Genomic DNA, 19,004 nt, shown 5'->3' on the forward strand with positions numbered 1-19,004 from the left:
GGCTATCCCGCTTCCCGAGACGTGCGCAAAACCGGAACCTCTTTGCAAAGTCAGATACATCCCCTCAATGCGCCAGCATCCGTCTTGCGGACATTCGAGAGACACGCGGCGTTTCAAGCGCTTTTTTTCCTGGGGCATCATCATTCTGTCACGGAAAGCGATTACCTCGCACTCCTGACCTTGCGGGAAGCGGGCGAGTCACGCCAAATAGCTTTTCATCCAGGTTTTCCATGACACCGAAGAGTGCTTGCCGTGCGCTACGCCATCTATTTTTCTCCGGCTAAAGATCATCCGCTGACTGAAGCGGCGTCGCGCTGGCTGGGACGCAATGCCTTTTCCGGCGCCCAACATGATGACCATGCCGCTTATGCGGAGATGACCGAGGAGCCGCGCCGTTACGGTTTCCACGCGACGCTGAAAGCCCCCTTCGAGCTTTCCGAAAAATACAGCGAAGCGGATCTCGTCGCCGCCCTCGAACAGTTTGCGGCCAGCCACTCCGTCTTCGATATTCCGCGTGTTGTCATCGGCGCACTCGGGCCGTTTTTCGCGCTCGTTCCGGATCGCACCTACCAGCGGCTGCAGGATTTTGCCGCTGAGATCGTCGACCATTTCGACCGGTTTCGCGCGCCCCTGTCCGAGACCGACATTGCCCGCCGCCGCCCGCAAAACCTGACCGAAAGCCAGCGGCAAAATCTGTCGCTCTGGGGTTATCCGCATGTCATGGACGACTTCCGCTTTCATATGACGCTGACGGGCCGCATCGACGAAAGCGACGCGCCCGCTATCCAGGATGTGCTTTCGACCAAGTTTTCCGAGTTCGTCGACCGGCCTCTCACCATTTCCGGCCTCGCTTTGTTCGTTGAGGAAACGCGCGGCGCACCATTTACCGTTCATCGCTGGCACCCGCTTGGCCAGCCGCCAAAGAAAGATGCTGACCCATGACCGAGCATGCCCTTTCCAACGCCCGTATCGTTCTGGAAGACGATATTATTCTGGGATCCGTTCTGATCCGTGACGGCAAGATCGCCGATATCAGCGAAGGCGCCTCCAAGACCGGCGAGGATCTCGAAGGCGATTTCCTCATCCCGGGTCTGGTGGAACTGCACACCGACCATCTGGAACAGCACTATTCGCCGCGTCCCGGGGTTATCTGGGATAAGATTGCCGCCATTCAGGCTCACGATGCGCAGGTCGCGTCATCAGGCATTACCACTGTTTTCGACTGCCTGCGGCTGGGCTCCGACGAAGATGGCGGGTTCAAGAAGGGCGAGATGCGGGAAATGGCGGATGCCATTGAAACCGCTGCCGATCAGAACCGCCTGCGGGCAGATCACCTGCTGCACCTGCGCTGTGAAGTCGCCTCCGCCGATGTGCTCGAGCATTTCGAAGATTTCGAGACCGATCCGCGTGTGCGGCTGATTTCGATGATGGACCACTCCCCGGGGCAGCGCCAGTTTCAGTCGATGGACCAATATATCTTCTATTACCAGAAGAAGCGCGGACTGAGCGACGAGGCTTTCGCCGAGTTCGTCAGACGCCGGCAGACGGCATCGGCGGAGTTTTCCGCCAAGCACCGGGATTACCTGGCGGCCCGTTGCGCCGAGCGCGGCATAACCGTTGCAAGCCATGACGACGCTACAGAAGCGCATGTGGGCGAAGCGATCGGGCACGGCGTGAAACTCGCGGAGTTCCCCACCAGCGTCGAGGCGGCAAAGGCTTCGCACAGCGCCGGCATGAGCGTACTGATGGGCGCACCGAACATCGTTCGCGGCAAGTCCCATTCCGGCAACATCGCCGCCCGTGATCTTGCCGAACTTGGCGTGCTGGATGTTCTCTCTTCCGACTATGTGCCGTTCAGCCTGCTTTACGCGCCGTTCCTGCTCGCCGACCAGGTGGAAGCCATCACTCTGCCGGAAGCGTTGCGCATGGTTACCTCCACGCCGGCACGAACGGTGGGCCTTCGCGATCGCGGCAGCATCGCAACGGGATTGCGGGCCGATCTGGTCCGAGTTCACCGCGAGGACGGCGTTCCCGTCGCCCGCTCGGTCTGGCGTCAGGGCAAACGTGTGGCATGACCGGCAACGGACAGGATAGCCGGCTTGACGGCCAGACGCTGGGTACGGTGCCCGGAACGATGATCGTAATTGTCGGCCCGAGTGGGGCCGGCAAGGATACGCTGATGGATTATGCGGCAGCGCAGCTGTCCGGGCGGCCGGGCTTCCATTTCACCCGCCGGGTCATTACCCGCAGCGGCGATGCCGGCGGCGAAAATCACGATGCGGTTTCCATGCACGAGTTCAACCGGCTGGAAGACGAAGGTGCTTTTGCCGTTTCCTGGCAGGCGCACGGGCTGAAATATGGCATTCCGGCCGCCGTCTATCGTCATCTTAATGCGGGAGACGTGGTTATCGCCAACGGCTCCCGCTCGGCCCTGCCCCAGTTCGGCACCGCCTTTGCGCGCCTCAAGGTCGTGAACATCGTTGCACGGCCGGACGTGCTGGCGAAGCGGCTGGAGCAGCGCGGGCGGGAAAGCCGGGAGGATATTCTCCGGCGGCTGGAACGCAGTTCGCTCACGGTCGTCGGGGATTTTGACGTGACGACCGTGGACAATAGCGGCGCCATGGAAGATGCGGGCAAAACCATCATGCAGGTGCTGGAGCAGAGCGCCTGCCGTCGCCACATTTAAACTCCATAGGCCGAACTGCTCGACAAATGGCTTCCCAACGCTTACCATCAGGCGACAATTTCCAAACATGGTACGCCAAGGCGAGGGATGCCTGAAAAGAGGGTCAGCGACGAGATAACAGTGGTGGCCGGTCTGGCCGCCGGCGTCGCCAATTATGCACGGTCGCGGGGCATCGATATCGCCCCCATCTGCAAGGCTCTCGATATCGATCCCGCCACTTTTGGCAGCGTGACGGAGCGCATCAGCCTCGACCGATTTTGCCGCCTGCTCGAGACATGTGCGTTGATTTCCGGCGACGACGCCTTTGGTCTGCAATGCGCGTCCACCTTTCCCGCCGGCGCATCCGGCGCGTTCGGATATGGCCTGATGAGCGCGCCGACAGTGCGGGCTTTCCTGCGTTTTCTTCAGGATCACGTTTATTACGCGACCAATAACAGCAATTTCACCATGGTCACGGATGCCGCGCACGTAACCCTGTCGTGGTCCTTTGCGCCTGTCATCGCGAAACGCGATCAATATGTGGATTTGTCGCTGACAGCTCTGATCCAGCGCCTTCGCGATATTCTGGGGGAGCGCGTCAACCTGATCGAGATCGGTCTGGAAAGGCCGAAACCGGTTAATATTCAGCTATTTAAAGAAAGAATGACCAAGCGCGTCAGCTTTTCGCAACCCATCCATACCATGCGTCTTCCCACATCACTTCTGGACGTGGTCAACCCAAATGCAGATGAGCGGCTGTTCGAGCTGATGAACTTGCAATGCCGGATGCTGCGGCCGGAGACATCGGCAGACGCCACGCATTTCATCGATCAGGTGAAGCGTTACATGCAGGTGCGGCTGTCGGATGCCGAGCTTTCGCTGAGCGAGATCGCCCCCTATTTCAACCTGTCGGAACGCAGTTTTCAAAGACGGCTTGCCGAGCTTGGGACTAATCTCAACGAGATAAAGGACGCCATTCGCAAGAATGCCGGCTTCAAGCTCCTTGTGGAAAGCGATCTTCCGGTTTCCGATATCAGCTACAGGCTCGGCTATTCCACGCCGGGTGCGTTTTCGCGTTCCGTTTCCCGCTGGTTCGGGGCAACGCCCACGGATATTCGCAAGAAACACGCGCATCATTCCGCCGTATAGGGCGCATTCCCAGCATCAATATTCCATATATCCAAAATAAAATTGGGAAATATGTCGGCGTTCATTGGATTATGTATCGAAACATAACAATAAAAACGCAAAACTTGGCGTGAGATGTTATTCTCTTGAGATGGCAGACCGCCTAATAGAACGCCGCAATATGCCTTCGGGCATGACGGAAAATATTCCAAAGCTTTGAATTTTACATTGTTCTGGACAAGAACCGATTTCAGGTTTTTGGGAAGGACGGTGCAGTCATTCTTTCATCGCCGAGGATATGCCCATGCCGGGACCGGCTGGCTGCGAGATCAGCCGCTTATTGCCTGGATCCTGAGGCCACATCCGGCTTTGGGAAGGTCAATCTCTTTTGAGGCTGAAAGACTATGTCGTCAAAAACGCAGCATGAACGTCACCAGGCGCGTGAAATCGTCCTTTCGGATCGTGAGCGGCAATATCTGGGGCTCGTTGCGCGGGGCCGACATCCTTCTCACATTGCCTTGATAACGGGAGCGGACGAAGCGGATGTTAAAGATACTCTGGAACGGGTCCGCCTAAGGCTGGGTGCGGCCAATCTGCTGAATGCCGTCAGCATCGCCCTGCTGCGTGGACTGATCGAACAGGATATTTAGAGCTTCCCTCTCGCTCCAAAAGCTTACGCGAAATCGTCCCCTTCCCGTAAGCCAAAACCGGATGTGTTGCTTTCTGCGCCAAAAACCCACCATTTCGATGGCGGGACGGCGGACCAAAAGGCGGGTCGGAAATGATTTCCGGCCTATCGGCGCAAATGCAAGGAAGCCATACACGGTTTACCCGGCGGACTTTCCGGTCCGCCGGGTTTTCATTTTCAGTTCCTCACAGCGACTGAATCTCGGCAAGAATATCGCTTTCGACGATGATACCGCTTTCCAGCGCCTGCCTTCGAATGCCCTGGCTTCGCCGACCGGGCAAACGCACGTTGTCCTGCTTCTCTATCTCTCCGGCGATAAGCGCCAGTCGCTCGGTAAAGGCCGCACCGCCCGACGATACAGGGTCTATGGCGATGATCGTGTGGCCGAGAGAGGGTGGCGCACCCTTGTCGTCCAGGAGGGAAGAGGCCTCGAAGGCGAAGCTTCCACCGGTGAGCGCGGCGGCCATGATCTCCACCATCAGCGCCAGGGCAGCCCCCTTGGCCTCGCCCGCAGGCACCATCGTTCCGGCTAGGGCTTCTTCGGGATCGGTCGTGGGCCGGCCATTCGTATCAAGCGCCCAGTCGCCCGGAATGGTTTCGCCCTTCTGGCGGGCTGCCATGATCTTTCCGCGCGCAACCTTGGAAAGCGCCAGATCGATCACCAGCGGATCTGCCTCGCCAACAGGGCTGGCGAACGCAATCGGATTGGTGCCATAGAGCGGTTTGGTGCCACCCCAAGGCGCCATGGATGCAGGCGCATTGGCGAACATCAGCGCCACGAGGCCCATTTCCGCGAAACGCTCGACTGTAAGTGCCATGACGCCTGCATGATGGGAGCGATGGATCGCGGCGAGCGCGATGCCCTGCTGCCGGGCCATGTCCGGCAACTCGTCTACGGCGCAGTCGATCGCGGGATAGGCGTAACCGTTGTTAGCGTCGATTGAAAGCACACCCGGTTTGACACGACTTGCCACCGGCCGCGCATTGCCATCGACCTTGCCAACCCGCGCCTGACGGACATAAACGGGGATACGCCGAAAACCGTGGCCGCCCTGGCCCGCAGCCTCGGATGCCACGAGCGCCTTCGCCACGGAGCGGGCGTTTTGCGGCAGAACGCCGTTACGCTCAAAGATAGAGGATACGAGATCCTCCGCCTCTGCGATTGAGAATTTCATTCCGGAATGCCTCTGCGTGTTAAGTCGACAAGACCTACACCATCGAAAACATTCGCGAAATGCAATTCAGGCCCAAATGGATATCTTATCGAGAATACCGGTCGGGCACGCATTCGCCCTTCGGGAGGGCGTCATACCAGGCAAGAGCTTATTCCAGCAGAACCGCGACGTGGCCTTGAAATCGATCTAGCGGATGCTGATCGGCAAGGTGATTGTCTTGTTTGCGTCCGGTGGCGGCGCGGGCACGGGTGACGCGCTCTGGATCCAGGCCGCAATCTGCTGGTCGATGGAGGAATCACCAGTGGACTGCACCACACTGACACCGCTGATGGCGCCTGTATCGTTAACCCGGAACCGCACGGTCGCTGTCATCGCATCGCTGCGAAGCGAGCGGGGCTTACGCCTCTGGATATGCGAGCGAACCTTCGATCCCCATTTTGCCGGCGAGGCGGAGGATGAAGAGAAGAAACCGGCATTGTTGCGCGATGCCGCCGTCCGGTCGGATTGCTGTGTCTCGGCCTTGGCCGTTTCGCGCAGTTCCGATGCCTGTTGCGGTTTGGGGCGCTGGCGCTCTACCTTCTTCTTGTCGTCCGGTTCTTTCTTCTCCACCTTCTTTTCGACCGGCGGCGGCGGTGGCCGGATGACGGGCAAGGGAACCTCGACATTTTCGAGTTCCGCCATCATCTGTTCCTGCACGGGATCGATCGGCTCCACCGGTTCGGGAATTTCCTGCGGCTCGACGATCTCCTCGACCGGCGGTTCCGGCGGCTGCACGGGTTCCGGCGGCGGCGTTTCCACAACCGGCTCAGGCGGCGGCTCCTCCGGGGTGACTTCCTCCACCGGCTGGCTGTTGTCGCTCTTTACCTCTTCGGCATCTTCAACGTCCTGCGCAGGCGTCGTTTCCTCGGTATTGACGGCTTCCGGTATGGCTGCCATTTCGATCATGATCGCGGCAGGCGGCGGCCCGCCGGCATCCAGTTCTTCTGGTTCCTGCATCAGGTAATAGGCAAAACCCGCATGAACGCCCAGCATGAGCAGTGCTGCGGCGGACCACAACGCCGCTTCCCCGAGGCGGGAATGTCGGGACTGCGGGTAGCCGTTTTCAGTCATGGCGCGGTTCCTGGCACTGCAGGCGCGGTGGGCGGAACGGCACTGGCTGGCTGCGTTGCCGCAGCGGCATTTTCCAGCCCTACCAGAGCGATTTTCAGATATCCGGCGTCGCGAAGCAGGTTCATGATTTCCATGAAGTGGCCATAGTCGACGGCTTTGTCGGCGCGCAGGAAAATTCGCGTATCTTTCTTGCCGCCCGTCTGCCGGTCGATCGCCGCTGCCAGGGCTTCGCGGGCAACCGCATCATTGCCGAGATTGAGCGACAGATCGTCCTTGACGGTCAGATAAAGCGGCTCTTCCGGGCGCTCCGCCGGCTTGGCGGTGGATGCGGGCAGATCGACATTCACATCCACGGTCGCCAGCGGTGCGGCCACCATGAAGATGATGAGCAGAACCAGCATCACGTCGATGAAAGGCGTGACGTTGATTTCGTGGTTTTCGGAGAGATCGTCTCCGCTATTTTCGCGAATACCGCCAGCCATGACCGATCACCGCCCAACCAACGACACTGCGGGCTTGCTGCTGCCCGGCGGAATGCGGCGGAAATCGAGGTCACGGCTGACGAGGCGTTCCACGCCGGCTGCGGCATCCGCCAGCAAATGCCGGTATCCCGTGATCGAGCGGGCGAAGACGTTGTAGATCACCACCGCTGGAATAGCAGCAACAAGGCCGATTGCCGTGGCAAGCAGCGCCTCGGCAATGCCGGGTGCCACGACGGCAAGATTGGTGGTCTGCGATTCCGAGATGCTGATGAAGGAATTCATGATGCCCCAGACGGTACCGAACAGACCGACAAAGGGAGCGGTGGAGCCGATGGTCGCCAAGGCGCCAGTTCCGCGCGACATGCGGCGACCGGCGTGGGTTTCAATGCGTGACAGGGCCGAGGATACACGCTCCTTGATGCCGCCGCCGTCGGTGTGTTCGACCACCGCGTCGGAAAGCTGCATTTCGTGAGTTGCCATGCGCAACATCAGCGCTGCCGGCCCGCCCTTCTTTTCGACGGCCTCAGTCGCCTCGTTCAGGGTTTTCGCCCTGCGAATAACCTTGAGTGTCGCACCGGCGCGCACCCGTGCACCGGCAAGCTCGATAGACTTCGCCACCCAGACCGTCCAGGTGACGAGCGATGCGAAGGCAAGACCGATCATCACGCCCTTCACGACCCAGTCTGCCGCCATGAACATGCCCCAGGGAGACAGGTTGTGCGGAATGTCCGCACGATGTCCGGCACTTGCGGGTTCGGCGACTACCGGTTCAACCGGGGTGGAGACCTCGTTCGGCGCTGCCGTACCGTTCGTCGGAGCGGGTTGCTCCGTCTGTGTCGGCTGCGGTGAAACACCTTCGGCTGCCGGCGTGGGATTACTTGCGGCGGGCGCAGGCTGGGCCGGCGCGGGCTGTGTGGGCGCGGCAGCGGAAGGCGGCACAGGCTGGACTGCCGGAGCGCTCGGCGTCTCAGCCGGCGACTGCGCGGGCTGCATCGTTTCCGTTGCCGGTGCAGGTGCTGGTTGGATCGGGGTCTCGGATGCCGACTGAGCAAAAACCGCTCCGGCACTCAAGCCGGCCAGCAAAGTGACCGTCATGGCAAGTGAGATATGCCGTGTTTTGTTTGCCCTGGTGAAGCACGCGGAAGAAGTTGAGGTCTCAGCTGACATAATTTTTATCCCGGATTTCCGTCGATGAACTCATCCGCAGATTGACCGGTTCATTAAAACCGGGGCCATGAACGGATGCCGTCGTGAAAGCTTGACGTTCCGATAATAAACCTGAGTTCTTTTGACAACTATTATATTGCCAAAAGACGACCCGTAAACTCTTCTTTACAAAAAATTGACCGACCTGCGGTCTTCAGGTGTTTTGCGAAGGCGAAAACTGCGCCACCAGCGCGTGTCGGTCGCCGGGATAGGTGACCCGAACACTGGTGACATAATCCGCTCCGTGCCAGGTGCGGCGGTGGATGACCAGACACGCCGCACCGGAAGCAATGCCGAGCGCGGTCGCATTTTTGCGATCAGCGGAAACTGCGCTGATGCGATGTTCCGCGGCACTCCAGGGAACCATTTTCAGCAGCCAAGTGCCCGGCCCGATCTGTGAAAAATCCGCTGCCTCAGCCTCCGGAACGGCGGTGACATTGATGATGCGTTCCTCGAGGCAAAAGGGAACGCCGCCGGCAAAATGCGTGCAGGTGAGTTCCAGAACTGAGGCATCCGCGGCAAGCGCCATGGCCGCGCCGTCTTCTTCCCCCGCAGGGCGCAGTCGCCGTCTGTCGAGACGGTAACCGTAAACGAGGCCGAGGGCCTGCACCTCCCGCTCGATATCGTGGATTTCCAGCACGGCCGATTGCGCATGGGGCTGGCGAACGAAAGTGCCGAGACGCCGGCGGCGCTCGATAAGGCCGCGCTGCACCAGTTCGCCGAGCGCCTTGTTCACCGTCATGCGCGAGCAGGCATATTGCCGGGTCATCTCGTGTTCGTAGGGAATACGGTACCCCGGCGGCCACTCGCCCGACATGATGTGGCGCTCGACATCGTTGCGGATGCGCTCGTGCAGTGATTTTTCCTGAAGATCGGCGCCTGTACTCCTCATACCGATGCTTCCTTCCTCCCGGTTCTATGGATCAACTATCCATGGGCAGCGGCGGCAATCGCCTCGCTGCGAATTTCCTCCGTCAACTTGGCGCGTAGCTGCGAAAACTCCGGGCTGGCCTTGACGGTGTAGTGACGCGGATGCGGCAGGTCGACCGGCATGATCGACTTGATGCGCCCCGGCCGCGCTGACATCGTCACAACCCGCGACGCCATGAACACCGCCTCCTCGATGTCATGCGTCACAAAAATGACGGTCTTCTGCTCGCGCTCCCATATGCCGAGCAGCAATTCCTGCATCAGCCCGCGCGTCTGGTTGTCGAGTGCGCCGAAAGGCTCGTCGAGCAGCAGGATCTTCGGGCCGTTTGCCAGAGCGCGAGCGATGGCTGTTCTCTGCTGCATGCCGCCGGACAGCTGTTTCGGCCAATGGTTCTCGAAGCCGCGCAGGCCAACCTTGTCGATATAGCTGTCGACGATCTCCCATTTTTCCTTCTCGGCCACACCACGCTCGCGCAGACCGAAGGCGACATTTTCCCGGATCGTTAGCCACGGAAACAGCGTGTAGGACTGGAACACCATGCCGCGATCCGCCCCCGGCCCTGTCACTGCCCGGCCGGACAAAAGGACTTCACCCGTCGTTGGACGGTCAAGACCGGCGATGATGCGCAGCAAGGTCGACTTTCCGCATCCGGACGGGCCGAGAATGGTGACGAAATCGTTGCGGGAGATTTCCAGATCCGTGGGCTGCAAGGCCAGCGTTGGCTGGCCGCCCTGAACGCCGGGGAAAGTGCGGCTGACGCCTTTGATAACGAGTTCGCTCATCAGGCAAGCCTCCAGGCGAAAAGCTTCCGGTTCAGCGATTTGAACGCGAAGTCAGAAATAAGTCCGATGACACCGATGACGATGATGCCGAAGATGATCTGCCCGGTCGCCATCAGCGCCTGGCTGTTGATTATCATATAGCCGATGCCCGACGACGCGCCGATCAACTCGGCAACAATGACATAGGTCCAGGCCCAGCCGAGGACGAGACGGAGAATTTCCGCAATATCGGGCGCATTGGCGGGAATGAGAACGCGGCGGACCACGCCCCGGTCTTTTGCGCCAAGTGTATAGGCAGCCTCCACCAGATCGCGTCTTGTGCCGGCAACCGCCACGGCAACCATGAGAATGATCTGGAAAACTGCGCCGATGAAGATCACCAGCAGTTTCTGCATCTCGCCGATGCCGGCCCAGAGAATAAGCAGCGGCACGAAGGCGGAAGCCGGAAGATAGCGCGCGAAGGAGACGAAGGGTTCAAGCAGCGCCTCGACCGGCTTGTAAGCGCCCATGGCGATGCCGACCGGTACGGCAACGAGCGAGGCCAGCACGAAGCCGCCGACAACACGCCAGATCGTCATGCCGATATCGCTGGCAAATCCCTGATCGGTCAGCAGATAGATGCCGTCCTTCAGCATGGTGATCGGGTCAGCCAGAAAGGTCGGCGATACGAAACCGCCGAGCGTGGCAAAGCCCCAGGCGGAGAAAAAAAGCACGAAGAACAGAATGCCGAGAAAAATCCGCGTGCTGTTCTTTATGGGTTGAAGAGGTTGCATTCTGTCGCCTGTCCGGAAAACGGGCGCGGCACTCTATCGCCGCACCATCTAGGCGCCGTACGTCATCCGTGACGCACAGGCGCTGTAAGGCTTCTCACTGGCTGCAATAATCCCCGAAGGAAAAGCAGCAGTTTGCTTCTGTTACTTGATGAAGGACGTGTCCGCGAGTGTCGAAAGATCGGGTTTCGATTTTATCACGCCGATTTCCAGAAGCAGATCAGCCGATTTTTCGGAGAATGTCTTGAATTCACCGTCGAAGAACTTCTGGTTGGCGGCCTTGTCCTGCCATTCCAGGAATTTCGCCGAAGCTGCGAATGCCTCGCCCGTCTGTTTTACGTCCGCTCCCATGGTCTCATAGGATTTTGCAGGGTCCGTCTTGATGAGCTCGAGCGCCTGGAAATAGCTGTCCGCAAGGGCTTTTGCCGCCTGCGGATTGGCCTTCAAGAAATCCGGCGTGCAGCCGAACGTGTCCATGACGGCGGGATAATCCAGCGTCGTCGCAAGGATTTTCCCCTTGTCCGGTGCGGCGCGCACTGTGGACAGATAAGGCTCATAGGTCATGGCGGCTTCATTCTGGCCGGCGACGAATGCCTGCGCGGCCGGTCCCGGCTCAAGGTTGACGACCTTCACGTCCTTCAGGGTCAGGCCGTTTTCCTTCAGTATCCAGGCAAGGAAGAAATAGGGGGATGTGCCCGGTGCAGAAGCGGCAACCGTCTTGCCTTTGAGGTCCGACACCTTTGCAACATCACTGCGCACCGCAATGCCGTCGGCTCCGTGCGATTTGTCCATCTGGAAAATCTGGGTGGACTTCACGCCGTTGGTATTCCACGCGATCCATGTTTCGACCGTGGTGGCGGCGCACTGGATGTCACCGGAAGCAAGCGCCAGATGCCGGCTTGCCTGCGGAATCTTCTTGATATCGACCTTTAGGCCATTCTTTTCGAAAATGCCGGCCTGCTTGGCAAGCGTCAGTGGCGCAAAGCCGGTCCAGCCGGACATGCCTATTGTAACCGATGTTTCGGCATAGGCGGAAGCAGATGAAACAAGCGTCGCGATTGCGGCGATAACCCATGTCTTTTTCATGATCGGAACCCCTTTTGATTTATTTTTGTGCGATATTTTTTTCGCTTTATTTGAGGCATGCTAGGCAGGGATTTTACATTTGTCTAGACAAAATAGAGGCGCTCAAACGCTTCCAGAAAGATTGCAAACAAGCCGCCCGGCATTCTAGACATAGGATAGCACAGCCCGGCGCATCGGCCCGCTGTTTTCCATATCGAGCTTTTCCATGACCAGACAGAGACGCCGTAACATCATCAGGGCAAGGCGCACCGGCACCGGCATTGCGCTCGTCGCCGCCATTTCATTCATCGCCGGAATGACAGATGCGGTGGGTCTTCATCTTTCCGGCGATTTCGTTTCCTTCATGACCGGCAACACCACCCGCGCGGCCATTTCGGTGGAAGCTGGCGTTTATTCCCATGCGGCGAAACTACTCTTCGCGATCATCGCTTTCGTGGCGGGCAATGCTGGCGGTATCGTGGTCGCGCATAAATTCGACCGGAGCATCTTTGCCGTTCTCGTGGCCGTCGGGTCGCTGGTGGCGATTGCCGCATTGCTGCGCGGCGATGCTTCCGCCCTGGCGCAGTTTTATCTTGTCGTTTTCGCCATGGGGATGGTCAACGCTGCCGTCGAACATATTGAGGGGCTGCCTATTGGCCTCACCTACGTGACCGGCGCCCTTTCCCGTTTTGGCCGTGGCATCGGTCGCTATCTTCTGGGGGAGCGGAGCCTCGATTGGGGCATCCAGATCGTGCCCTGGCTCGGTATGATAAGCGGCGCAATCTGCGGGGCGGTGTTGGGCGCCACGCTGCAGTACGATGCCCTGTGGGTGGTTGCGGCAACCGTTTTTGCGGTCGCCATCGCCACACTCGTCATTCCGCGTTCGCTTCGCCACCGCTATAATCAAAGGGTCCGGATCAGGCGCATCGCGCCCTGACGGACTGCGTCGTCACTTGCGTGAGATGGTGACGAATTTCGTGCCGCGCACCCGCACCGTCATCAGGCAGGCTTCCTTGTCGGTTCGATCGCAATAACGCGGGTGCATCTTCAGTACGAAGACCATGTTGCCGAAACGTTTGATGAAATCGTAGCCGTAAATCCGGGCCGTCGCGATCATCAGATATCCGCCCTCTTTGACCTGGACGTAAAAATTGTAAGGGCAACCTTCGTCATCGCAGCTGCGGCCTTTTTCGCCATCGCAATCCAGCACGCCGTGATTGACGACGGCATCCATCAGGCCATCATTGTTGATATCCAGTCTGGTGATGAAATCATCGCCGAAGCCAGCCGTCTTGCACTCCTTGCGAAAATGATCCTTCTCATAGATCTCAGGATCGTTCACCAGCTGCTGCTGTGCCGCCAGCGCGACCGGAAACATCAAGAGGACCAGCGCCTGAAGAGCGGCAACGATAGCGATTCGCACGGCATTTTCCTTTGCATCCGTTTCGTTTATGGATGTTGCGATCATCCGGGCGGCCAGCCTAGAGTTCCGTGCTTGCGCGACACTGACGCAAACGCATCCAAATTTCCGGGGGGACCTTTTCCATGACACTGCTGGGTTTTCTCGATTATGCCGGCGTTGCCGTGTTTGCCGCAACCGGCGCATTGGCCGCCTCACGCAAGCAGCTCGACCTGATCGGCTTCCTGTTTTTCGCCGCCGCGACCGGGATCGGCGGCGGCACGGTACGCGATCTCGTGCTGGGCAGGGCGCCCGTCTTCTGGGTGTTGAACCCGACCTATATTCTGGTCTGCGTATCGGTTGCGGTCCTGCTTTTCTTCACCGCCTACCTGTTCGAATCCCGGTATCGGGTGCTCATCTGGCTCGATGCCGTCGGCCTCTCAGCCTATTGCGTCATGGGAGCCGCCAAGGGTCTGGCTGCAAGCGGCTCCGCAACCGTGGCGATCGTGACAGGCGTTTTGACAGCGACGTTCGGCGGCGTATTGCGCGATGTTCTCGCGGGAGAACCCTCCGTGCTGCTGCGCCCGGAAATCTACATCACTTGCGCGCTTTTGGGGGCCTCCATCTTCACCGGCGCTTATTTCCTCGGCGCGCCGCTTTATGTCGCGTCGGGCATCGGCGTATTGACGGCTTTCGGTGTCCGGTCCGGAGCGTTGATCTTCGGATGGACCTTTCCGCCCTATAAGGGCAAGCCCGGCAGACGGCCTGAAGATATATTGAAGTGAGGCGGCGAAGGCTGCCTGAAACAAAAATGGCGCCCACAGGCGCCATGTTTTTTTGTTTATCAAGCCGAAGCTTCAACCGCGCTTGCGACGCAGGCGAATGACCACGTCCACATGGGCGATTTCCATGCCTTCGGGCGCCTCTGGCAGATTGTCGATCTGGAGATTGTTGACGGGGATGTCGAGAACCTCGTTCTCTCCTTCCACGAAGAAGTGATGGTGGTCGGACACGTTGGTGTCGAAATAGGTGCGCGCACCCTCGACAGCCAGAACGCGGATCAGGCCGGCTTCGGTAAACTGATGCAGCGTGTTGTATACCGTCGCGAGAGAAACGGGTACGCCGGCGGTCACCGCCTCGTCATGCAGTTCCTCAACCGTCAGGTGGCGATCACCCTTTGCGAAAAGAAGATCGCCCAAAGCAACGCGTTGGCGCGTGGGGCGCAGCCCCGAGCGCCGCAGCCTCGTCCCGATATCCAATGTGGCGTCAAATGCCATGCAATCCCATTCCAAACACAGGGGTGAAACCCATCAATTGCAATAGCATATATCTTTTGCGGTGAATGCTTTCAATAGTTTCAGCGTCGCCGAGTGTCGCAAATGGCTGCAAACCGGCCATTCTTGCAAATTTCCTCTGGTTCCTGCCGGATGGTTCCTGTATGCGGACGGCATATTGAGGTAATGACTTCTCTAAAGAAGGTTTGAAGACAAAGAATGGGGGCATAATGGCCTCTGCCCTTGCAGCGCTTCATTTTGAACCTAACTTGCTCTAGTGAAGTCGATAAACACCAGTGATTGAGGAAGTGAAAGCGGTATGGCAACGAGGCAATCAAGTTACAATTACGAGGAGATCCTTTCCTGCGGACGCGGCGAATTGTTCGGCCCGGGAAATGCCCAGCTTCCGTTGCCTCCCATGCTCATGGTTCACCGCATCACCGAAATTTCCGAAACCGGCGGCGCGTTCGACAAGGGTTTCATCCGCGCTGAATACGATGTCAGCCCAGACGACTGGTATTTCCCCTGCCATTTCCAGGGCAACCCGATCATGCCGGGTTGCCTCGGCCTTGACGGCATGTGGCAGCTGACCGGCTTCTTCCTCGGCTGGCTGGGCGAAGAAGGCCGCGGCATGGCGCTCTCCACCGGCGAAGTCAAGTTCAAGGGCATGGTTCGCCCGGAGACGAAGCTCCTCCAGTACGGCATAGATTTCAAGCGCGTGATGCGCGGACGTCTCGTTCTGGGTACCGCAGACGGATGGCTGAAGGCAGACGGCGAAACCATTTATCAAGCGACGGACCTTCGTGTGGGGCTGTCGAAGGAAAAGACCGCCTGAAGCGGACGGAATAGTCCTGGCAAACGCCGGGCGGCTTCGGTCGTCCAGCCGAAATCTTAAGAAAAGGTCCATTTCATGAGACGAGTTGTTGTCACCGGCCTCGGCATTGTTTCTTCCATCGGTGGTGATGCCGCCGAAGTCACCGCATCCCTGCGCGACGCCAAATCCGGCATTTCATTTTCACCGGATTTCGCTGAACACGGTTTCAAGTGCCAGGTATGGGGCAAGCCGTCTCTCGATCCGACCGAGCTGGTCGACCGTCGCGCCATGCGCTTCCTTTCGCAGGGCGGCGCATGGAACCACGTTGCCATGAAGCAGGCGATTGCCGATTCCGGCCTCGAGGAAAGCGACATCAGCGGCAACGAGCGCACCGGCATCATCATGGGTTCGGGCGGTCCTTCCACCCGCACCATCGTCGAAGCCGCCGATATCACGCTGAAGAACAACAGCCCGAAGCGTATTGGCCCGTTTGCCGTGCCGAAGGCCATGTCCTCGACCGCATCGGCTACACTTGCGACCTGGTTCAAGATCCACGGCGTCAACTATTCGATCTCTTCGGCCTGCTCCACATCGGCGCATTGCATCGGCAACGCCGCCGAGATGATCCAGTGGGGCAAGCAGGACGTGATGTTTGCTGGCGGCCATGAAGACCTCGATTGGTCCATGTCCAACCTCTTCGACGCCATGGGCGCGATGTCGTCCAAATATAATGAGACGCCAAACCTCGCTTCCCGCGCCTATGACGTCAACCGCGACGGTTTCGTGATCGCCGGCGGTGCTGGCGTACTGGTTCTTGAAGAGCTGGAACATGCAAAGGCGCGCGGCGCCAAGATTTACGCCGAGATCGTCGGTTATGGCGCAACCTCGGATGGTTACGACATGGTGGCTCCTTCCGGCGAGGGCGCGATCCGCTGCATGCGTCAGGCCCTTTCCACCGTCAAGGGCGATATCGACTACATCAACACCCACGGCACCTCGACGCCGGTTGGCGACAGCAAGGAAATCGGCGCGATCCGGGAAGTCTTCGGCGACAAGATCCCGCATATCCAGTCGACCAAGTCCCTCACCGGCCACTCGCTGGGCGCAGCAGGCGTTCAGGAATCGATCTACGGCCTGTTGATGATGCAGGAACGCTTCATCGGCGAGAGCGCGCATATTTCCGAACTCGATCCGGAATTTGCGGGCGTCCCGATTGTTCGCAGCCGCATCGACAATGCCAAGATCGACACGATCCTTTCCAATTCCTTCGGCTTCGGCGGCACCAACGCCACGCTGGTCTTCCAGCGTCATAACGGATAATTGCCATGAACGGCATCATGCAGGGTAAACGCGGCCTCATCATGGGCGTCGCAAACAATCACTCTATCGCCTGGGGTATCTCCAAGGCTCTTGCGGCGCAGGGCGCAGAGCTCGCCTTCACCTATCAGGGTGAGGCGCTCGGCAAGCGGGTAAAGCCGCTCGCCGCCGAGCTCGGATCTGACTTTATCGTGCCTTGCGATGTCGAGGATATCGCCTCGGTTGACGCGCTTTTTGCGGCAATCCGAGAAAAATGGGGTACGCTGGATTTCGTCGTGCACGCGATCGGCTTTTCCGACAAGAACGAGCTGAAGGGTCTTTACGCGGATACGACCCGCGAGAATTTCAGCCGCACTATGGTTATCTCCTGTTTCTCGTTCACAGAAATCGCCAAGCGTGCCGCCGAACTGATGACGAATGGCGGATCCATGCTGACGCTGACCTATAACGGTTCGCAGCGGGTCATCCCCAACTACAACGTCATGGGCGTTGCCAAGGCAGCTCTAGAAGCGTCCGTGCGTTATCTCGCTGCCGACTATGGCCCGCGCGATATTCGCGTCAACGCCATCTCGGCCGGACCGGTCCGCACACTGGCGGGCGCCGGTATTTCCGATGCGCGCGCAATTTATGCGTGGAACCAGAAAAACGCACCGCTGCGGCGGACAGCGGATATCGACGATATCGGCGGATCGGCACTTTATCTGCTGTCCAACATGTCGCGCGGCGTTACCGGCGAGTGCCACTATGTGGATTGCGGCTACAACATCACCTCCACACCCACCCTTGAGGTTCTCTCAAAAGCGGATGCGGAATAAGCTATCGTTTTTCCAGTAAGTAAAAGCCCGGCGATATGCCGGGCTTTTTGCGTTTATAGCCTGTGCCATTTTTGCGAACTGATAAAGTATAACTCGTCGGGGTAACTGAATTTAAACACCGGCTGGTTATGGTCCGCAACAAATTCAACGGTTGCGCTTGCCGCATATTCTAAAGATCGACACCCACATATGCGACTGGCCAAATTGAAGCCATTGCTGGAAAAATTCGGGCTCTCGCGTGACGGGACAGCAGCCATCGAATTCGCGATCCTGGCGCTTCCCTATTTCCTCGTCGTCTTTGCGATCATCGAAACTTTCATCGCCTTGATGGCGGAGCAAGTGGTCGTCAATGCTACCGACACGATGGCGAGGCGCCTGCGCACCGGGCAGATCAGCAGTTCGATTTCCAAAGAGGATTTTCGCAAGAGTTTCTGCAACGAAGTTTCGGTGATTATCACCTGCTCGGCTGATGAGATCAAAAAAGAACAGAAGCTTTATATCGACCTTCGCTCCTTCACCGCCTTCAAGGATATTCCAACTACGATACCCTTGAAAGCTAACGGCGAATATTACGATCTCGACACGGCGCAATTCGGCTTCAAGCCGGGTGGACCTGACACGATCAATATGCTGCGCGTCTATTATCGCTGGCGTGTAGTCGCAGATATCATCCGACCATATCTTACCAAAATACGCCCAGCCGACGGGTCAATGCCGTCGCATTTCCTCATTGTCGCGACCGACGCTTTCATGAATGAGAAGTACACCACGAGCGGGGGCTCATGATGGCAGGGCTTTTTTCTACCATCACGAACGGCCGACTTCGTTTTATCGCGCTCGTTGCACGCTTCGCAAGGGATCGCCGTGGCGTGGGTGCGGTAGAATTTGCGATCGTCTTCCCGATATTGCTTGCGCTTTATCTGACGTCCTTCGAACTCACCATCGGCTATAATACCTACAAGCGGGCAAGCAGCGCCTCCGCAACGATCAACGACCTGATCTCCAAAACAAATTCCGTCGACAAGGCTTATCTGACAAGCATGCAGGACGTAACGGCTGCCGTCTTTGCGCCTTACAGCACCAAGGGTCTGCAGCTGAAGATCAGCGGCATCAAGATCGACAAGCAGAAACAGGCGACTATCGCCTGGTCCTGGAACGAGAAAAACGCGCGGCCCTATGTGGTGGGATCGCCAGTCTCCGTTCCCACACGTTTGCTTGTAGCGGACAGTTTCCTCATCCACGTCGAGCTTTCCGTGCCGCATGAATTGTTGATGTTCATGCCAGATATTTCTTCGTCCGGCGTAAGATCGATCACGATCGCACGCGATTATTTCTTCAAACAGCGCGACGCTGAGATAACCTGCTCCAATTGCTGATGCGCCT

General features: G+C 58.5%; 23 protein-coding genes. 12 read left to right on the forward strand and 11 right to left on the reverse strand.

Features of this window, described 5'->3' with window-relative positions:
* Positions 1 to 243: 243 nt before the first annotated feature.
* The 5 genes from ACQZ45_RS08340 to ACQZ45_RS08360 all read left to right on the forward strand — a co-directional run bounded on the left by ACQZ45_RS08340 (position 244) and on the right by ACQZ45_RS08360 (position 4,443).
* Positions 244 to 942: a DUF1045 domain-containing protein gene (locus ACQZ45_RS08340; RefSeq protein WP_162719889.1), complete on the forward strand. Its 699-nt coding sequence runs from the start codon at positions 244 to 246 to the stop codon at positions 940 to 942.
* Positions 939 to 2,075 carry an alpha-D-ribose 1-methylphosphonate 5-triphosphate diphosphatase gene (locus tag ACQZ45_RS08345; protein ID WP_003514474.1) on the forward strand — a complete coding sequence of 379 codons (1,137 nt, stop codon included), beginning with the start codon at positions 939 to 941 and terminating at the stop codon, positions 2,073 to 2,075. Before ACQZ45_RS08340 ends, ACQZ45_RS08345 begins: the two co-directional genes overlap by 4 nt.
* A complete protein-coding gene (gene phnN / locus ACQZ45_RS08350; protein WP_162633658.1) occupies positions 2,072 to 2,686 on the forward strand; it encodes a phosphonate metabolism protein/1,5-bisphosphokinase (PRPP-forming) PhnN in 615 nt (204 codons plus the stop codon). The genes ACQZ45_RS08345 and phnN overlap by 4 nt, the downstream gene beginning before the upstream one ends.
* Positions 2,687 to 2,773: 87 nt before the next feature.
* Entirely contained in the window at positions 2,774 to 3,814 is a 1,041-nt protein-coding gene (locus ACQZ45_RS08355) for an AraC family transcriptional regulator (protein WP_013635267.1), read from the forward strand.
* Between the two features lie 383 nt (positions 3,815 to 4,197).
* Positions 4,198 to 4,443: a helix-turn-helix domain-containing protein gene (locus tag ACQZ45_RS08360; RefSeq protein WP_003514469.1), complete on the forward strand. Its 246-nt coding sequence runs from the start codon at positions 4,198 to 4,200 to the stop codon at positions 4,441 to 4,443.
* A gap of 223 nt (positions 4,444 to 4,666) precedes the next feature.
* On the opposite strand, the gene ACQZ45_RS08365 is transcribed toward ACQZ45_RS08360, so the two are convergent.
* The 8 genes from ACQZ45_RS08365 to ACQZ45_RS08400 form a co-directional block, all read right to left on the reverse strand.
* Complete coding sequence (locus ACQZ45_RS08365) at positions 4,667 to 5,656, reverse strand: Ldh family oxidoreductase (protein ID WP_113291274.1); 990 nt, start codon at positions 5,654 to 5,656, stop codon at positions 4,667 to 4,669.
* Positions 5,657 to 5,842: 186 nt separating this feature from the next.
* Positions 5,843 to 6,766 (reverse strand): TonB family protein, encoded by a 924-nt coding sequence (locus ACQZ45_RS08370; RefSeq protein WP_113291275.1) that lies wholly within the window; start codon positions 6,764 to 6,766, stop codon positions 5,843 to 5,845.
* Positions 6,763 to 7,248, reverse strand: coding sequence for a TonB system transport protein ExbD (gene exbD, locus ACQZ45_RS08375; protein ID WP_113291276.1), 486 nt, complete (start codon positions 7,246 to 7,248; stop codon positions 6,763 to 6,765). Before exbD ends, ACQZ45_RS08370 begins: the two co-directional genes overlap by 4 nt.
* A 6-nt stretch (positions 7,249 to 7,254) precedes the next feature.
* Complete coding sequence (gene exbB / locus ACQZ45_RS08380; RefSeq protein WP_065688435.1) at positions 7,255 to 8,415, reverse strand: tonB-system energizer ExbB; 1,161 nt, start codon at positions 8,413 to 8,415, stop codon at positions 7,255 to 7,257.
* A gap of 193 nt (positions 8,416 to 8,608) precedes the next feature.
* A complete protein-coding gene (hutC, locus tag ACQZ45_RS08385; RefSeq protein WP_019564534.1) occupies positions 8,609 to 9,346 on the reverse strand; it encodes a histidine utilization repressor in 738 nt (245 codons plus the stop codon).
* A gap of 35 nt (positions 9,347 to 9,381) precedes the next feature.
* The gene (locus tag ACQZ45_RS08390; protein ID WP_013635262.1) at positions 9,382 to 10,167 is read right to left on the reverse strand and encodes an ABC transporter ATP-binding protein; all 786 of its coding nucleotides are present in this window, start codon (positions 10,165 to 10,167) and stop codon (positions 9,382 to 9,384) included.
* Entirely contained in the window at positions 10,167 to 10,940 is a 774-nt protein-coding gene (locus ACQZ45_RS08395) for an ABC transporter permease (protein WP_003514452.1), read from the reverse strand. Before ACQZ45_RS08395 ends, ACQZ45_RS08390 begins: the two co-directional genes overlap by 1 nt.
* 141 nt (positions 10,941 to 11,081) lie before the next feature.
* Positions 11,082 to 12,023, reverse strand: a complete 942-nt coding sequence (locus ACQZ45_RS08400) for an ABC transporter substrate-binding protein (RefSeq protein WP_113291277.1) — start codon at positions 12,021 to 12,023, stop codon at positions 11,082 to 11,084.
* A 205-nt stretch (positions 12,024 to 12,228) separates the two neighbouring features.
* On the opposite strand from ACQZ45_RS08400, the gene ACQZ45_RS08405 reads away from it, so the two are divergent.
* Positions 12,229 to 12,939 (forward strand): YoaK family protein, encoded by a 711-nt coding sequence (locus ACQZ45_RS08405; RefSeq protein WP_019564535.1) that lies wholly within the window; start codon positions 12,229 to 12,231, stop codon positions 12,937 to 12,939.
* 12 nt (positions 12,940 to 12,951) lie between these two features.
* On the opposite strand, the gene ACQZ45_RS08410 is transcribed toward ACQZ45_RS08405, so the two are convergent.
* Positions 12,952 to 13,470 carry a hypothetical protein gene (locus ACQZ45_RS08410; RefSeq protein ID WP_019564536.1) on the reverse strand — a complete coding sequence of 173 codons (519 nt, stop codon included), beginning with the start codon at positions 13,468 to 13,470 and terminating at the stop codon, positions 12,952 to 12,954.
* A 77-nt stretch (positions 13,471 to 13,547) separates the two neighbouring features.
* Between ACQZ45_RS08410 and ACQZ45_RS08415 the strand changes: the two genes are divergently transcribed.
* Positions 13,548 to 14,186 carry a trimeric intracellular cation channel family protein gene (locus ACQZ45_RS08415; protein ID WP_003514444.1) on the forward strand — a complete coding sequence of 213 codons (639 nt, stop codon included), beginning with the start codon at positions 13,548 to 13,550 and terminating at the stop codon, positions 14,184 to 14,186.
* Between the two features lie 72 nt (positions 14,187 to 14,258).
* Here ACQZ45_RS08415 and irrA read toward each other — a convergent pair whose 3' ends face one another.
* Together irrA and ACQZ45_RS08425 are read right to left on the reverse strand one after the other, a co-directional pair.
* On the reverse strand, positions 14,259 to 14,678 hold the full coding sequence (irrA, locus tag ACQZ45_RS08420) for an iron response transcriptional regulator IrrA (RefSeq protein WP_003507276.1): 420 nt from the start codon (positions 14,676 to 14,678) through the stop codon (positions 14,259 to 14,261).
* Positions 14,668 to 14,799 carry a hypothetical protein gene (locus ACQZ45_RS08425; protein WP_003514443.1) on the reverse strand — a complete coding sequence of 44 codons (132 nt, stop codon included), beginning with the start codon at positions 14,797 to 14,799 and terminating at the stop codon, positions 14,668 to 14,670. Before ACQZ45_RS08425 ends, irrA begins: the two co-directional genes overlap by 11 nt.
* A 195-nt stretch (positions 14,800 to 14,994) precedes the next feature.
* Here ACQZ45_RS08425 and fabA point away from each other — a divergent pair, with 195 nt between their 5' ends.
* From fabA to ACQZ45_RS08450, 5 genes are all read left to right on the forward strand, one after another.
* Positions 14,995 to 15,510, forward strand: a complete 516-nt coding sequence (gene fabA / locus ACQZ45_RS08430) for a 3-hydroxyacyl-[acyl-carrier-protein] dehydratase FabA (protein ID WP_003514441.1) — start codon at positions 14,995 to 14,997, stop codon at positions 15,508 to 15,510.
* A 75-nt stretch (positions 15,511 to 15,585) separates the two neighbouring features.
* Positions 15,586 to 16,809 (forward strand): beta-ketoacyl-ACP synthase I, encoded by a 1,224-nt coding sequence (gene fabB, locus ACQZ45_RS08435; protein WP_003514438.1) that lies wholly within the window; start codon positions 15,586 to 15,588, stop codon positions 16,807 to 16,809.
* A 5-nt stretch (positions 16,810 to 16,814) separates the two neighbouring features.
* The gene (fabI, locus tag ACQZ45_RS08440) at positions 16,815 to 17,621 is read left to right on the forward strand and encodes an enoyl-ACP reductase FabI (RefSeq protein WP_003514436.1); all 807 of its coding nucleotides are present in this window, start codon (positions 16,815 to 16,817) and stop codon (positions 17,619 to 17,621) included.
* 189 nt (positions 17,622 to 17,810) lie between these two features.
* Entirely contained in the window at positions 17,811 to 18,407 is a 597-nt protein-coding gene (locus ACQZ45_RS08445; protein ID WP_003514434.1) for a TadE/TadG family type IV pilus assembly protein, read from the forward strand.
* On the forward strand, positions 18,404 to 18,997 hold the full coding sequence (locus ACQZ45_RS08450; RefSeq protein WP_113291278.1) for a TadE/TadG family type IV pilus assembly protein: 594 nt from the start codon (positions 18,404 to 18,406) through the stop codon (positions 18,995 to 18,997). Before ACQZ45_RS08445 ends, ACQZ45_RS08450 begins: the two co-directional genes overlap by 4 nt.
* The last annotated feature ends 7 nt before the right edge of the window (positions 18,998 to 19,004 follow it).

It is taken from the genome of Agrobacterium sp. 16-2014-1-2a (assembly GCF_053522705.1).

Coding starts and splice junctions, on each gene's coding strand:
- ACQZ45_RS08400 (WP_113291277.1), bottom strand. CDS start 12,023: ATGAAAAAGACATGGGTTATCGCCGCAATCGCGACGCTTGTTTCATCT.
- ACQZ45_RS08405 (WP_019564535.1), top strand. CDS start 12,229: ATGACCAGACAGAGACGCCGTAACATCATCAGGGCAAGGCGCACCGGC.
- ACQZ45_RS08345 (WP_003514474.1), top strand. CDS start 939: ATGACCGAGCATGCCCTTTCCAACGCCCGTATCGTTCTGGAAGACGAT.
- ACQZ45_RS08360 (WP_003514469.1), top strand. CDS start 4,198: ATGTCGTCAAAAACGCAGCATGAACGTCACCAGGCGCGTGAAATCGTC.
- ACQZ45_RS08450 (WP_113291278.1), top strand. CDS start 18,404: ATGATGGCAGGGCTTTTTTCTACCATCACGAACGGCCGACTTCGTTTT.
- exbD (WP_113291276.1), bottom strand. CDS start 7,248: ATGGCTGGCGGTATTCGCGAAAATAGCGGAGACGATCTCTCCGAAAAC.
- ACQZ45_RS08410 (WP_019564536.1), bottom strand. CDS start 13,470: ATGATCGCAACATCCATAAACGAAACGGATGCAAAGGAAAATGCCGTG.
- hutC (WP_019564534.1), bottom strand. CDS start 9,346: ATGAGGAGTACAGGCGCCGATCTTCAGGAAAAATCACTGCACGAGCGC.
- ACQZ45_RS08415 (WP_003514444.1), top strand. CDS start 13,548: ATGACACTGCTGGGTTTTCTCGATTATGCCGGCGTTGCCGTGTTTGCC.
- fabB (WP_003514438.1), top strand. CDS start 15,586: ATGAGACGAGTTGTTGTCACCGGCCTCGGCATTGTTTCTTCCATCGGT.
- fabA (WP_003514441.1), top strand. CDS start 14,995: ATGGCAACGAGGCAATCAAGTTACAATTACGAGGAGATCCTTTCCTGC.
- ACQZ45_RS08395 (WP_003514452.1), bottom strand. CDS start 10,940: ATGCAACCTCTTCAACCCATAAAGAACAGCACGCGGATTTTTCTCGGC.
- ACQZ45_RS08370 (WP_113291275.1), bottom strand. CDS start 6,766: ATGACTGAAAACGGCTACCCGCAGTCCCGACATTCCCGCCTCGGGGAA.
- irrA (WP_003507276.1), bottom strand. CDS start 14,678: ATGGCATTTGACGCCACATTGGATATCGGGACGAGGCTGCGGCGCTCG.
- ACQZ45_RS08390 (WP_013635262.1), bottom strand. CDS start 10,167: ATGAGCGAACTCGTTATCAAAGGCGTCAGCCGCACTTTCCCCGGCGTT.
- ACQZ45_RS08365 (WP_113291274.1), bottom strand. CDS start 5,656: ATGAAATTCTCAATCGCAGAGGCGGAGGATCTCGTATCCTCTATCTTT.
- phnN (WP_162633658.1), top strand. CDS start 2,072: ATGACCGGCAACGGACAGGATAGCCGGCTTGACGGCCAGACGCTGGGT.
- ACQZ45_RS08355 (WP_013635267.1), top strand. CDS start 2,774: ATGCCTGAAAAGAGGGTCAGCGACGAGATAACAGTGGTGGCCGGTCTG.
- ACQZ45_RS08425 (WP_003514443.1), bottom strand. CDS start 14,799: ATGGCCGGTTTGCAGCCATTTGCGACACTCGGCGACGCTGAAACTATT.
- fabI (WP_003514436.1), top strand. CDS start 16,815: ATGAACGGCATCATGCAGGGTAAACGCGGCCTCATCATGGGCGTCGCA.
- ACQZ45_RS08445 (WP_003514434.1), top strand. CDS start 17,811: ATGCGACTGGCCAAATTGAAGCCATTGCTGGAAAAATTCGGGCTCTCG.
- exbB (WP_065688435.1), bottom strand. CDS start 8,415: ATGTCAGCTGAGACCTCAACTTCTTCCGCGTGCTTCACCAGGGCAAAC.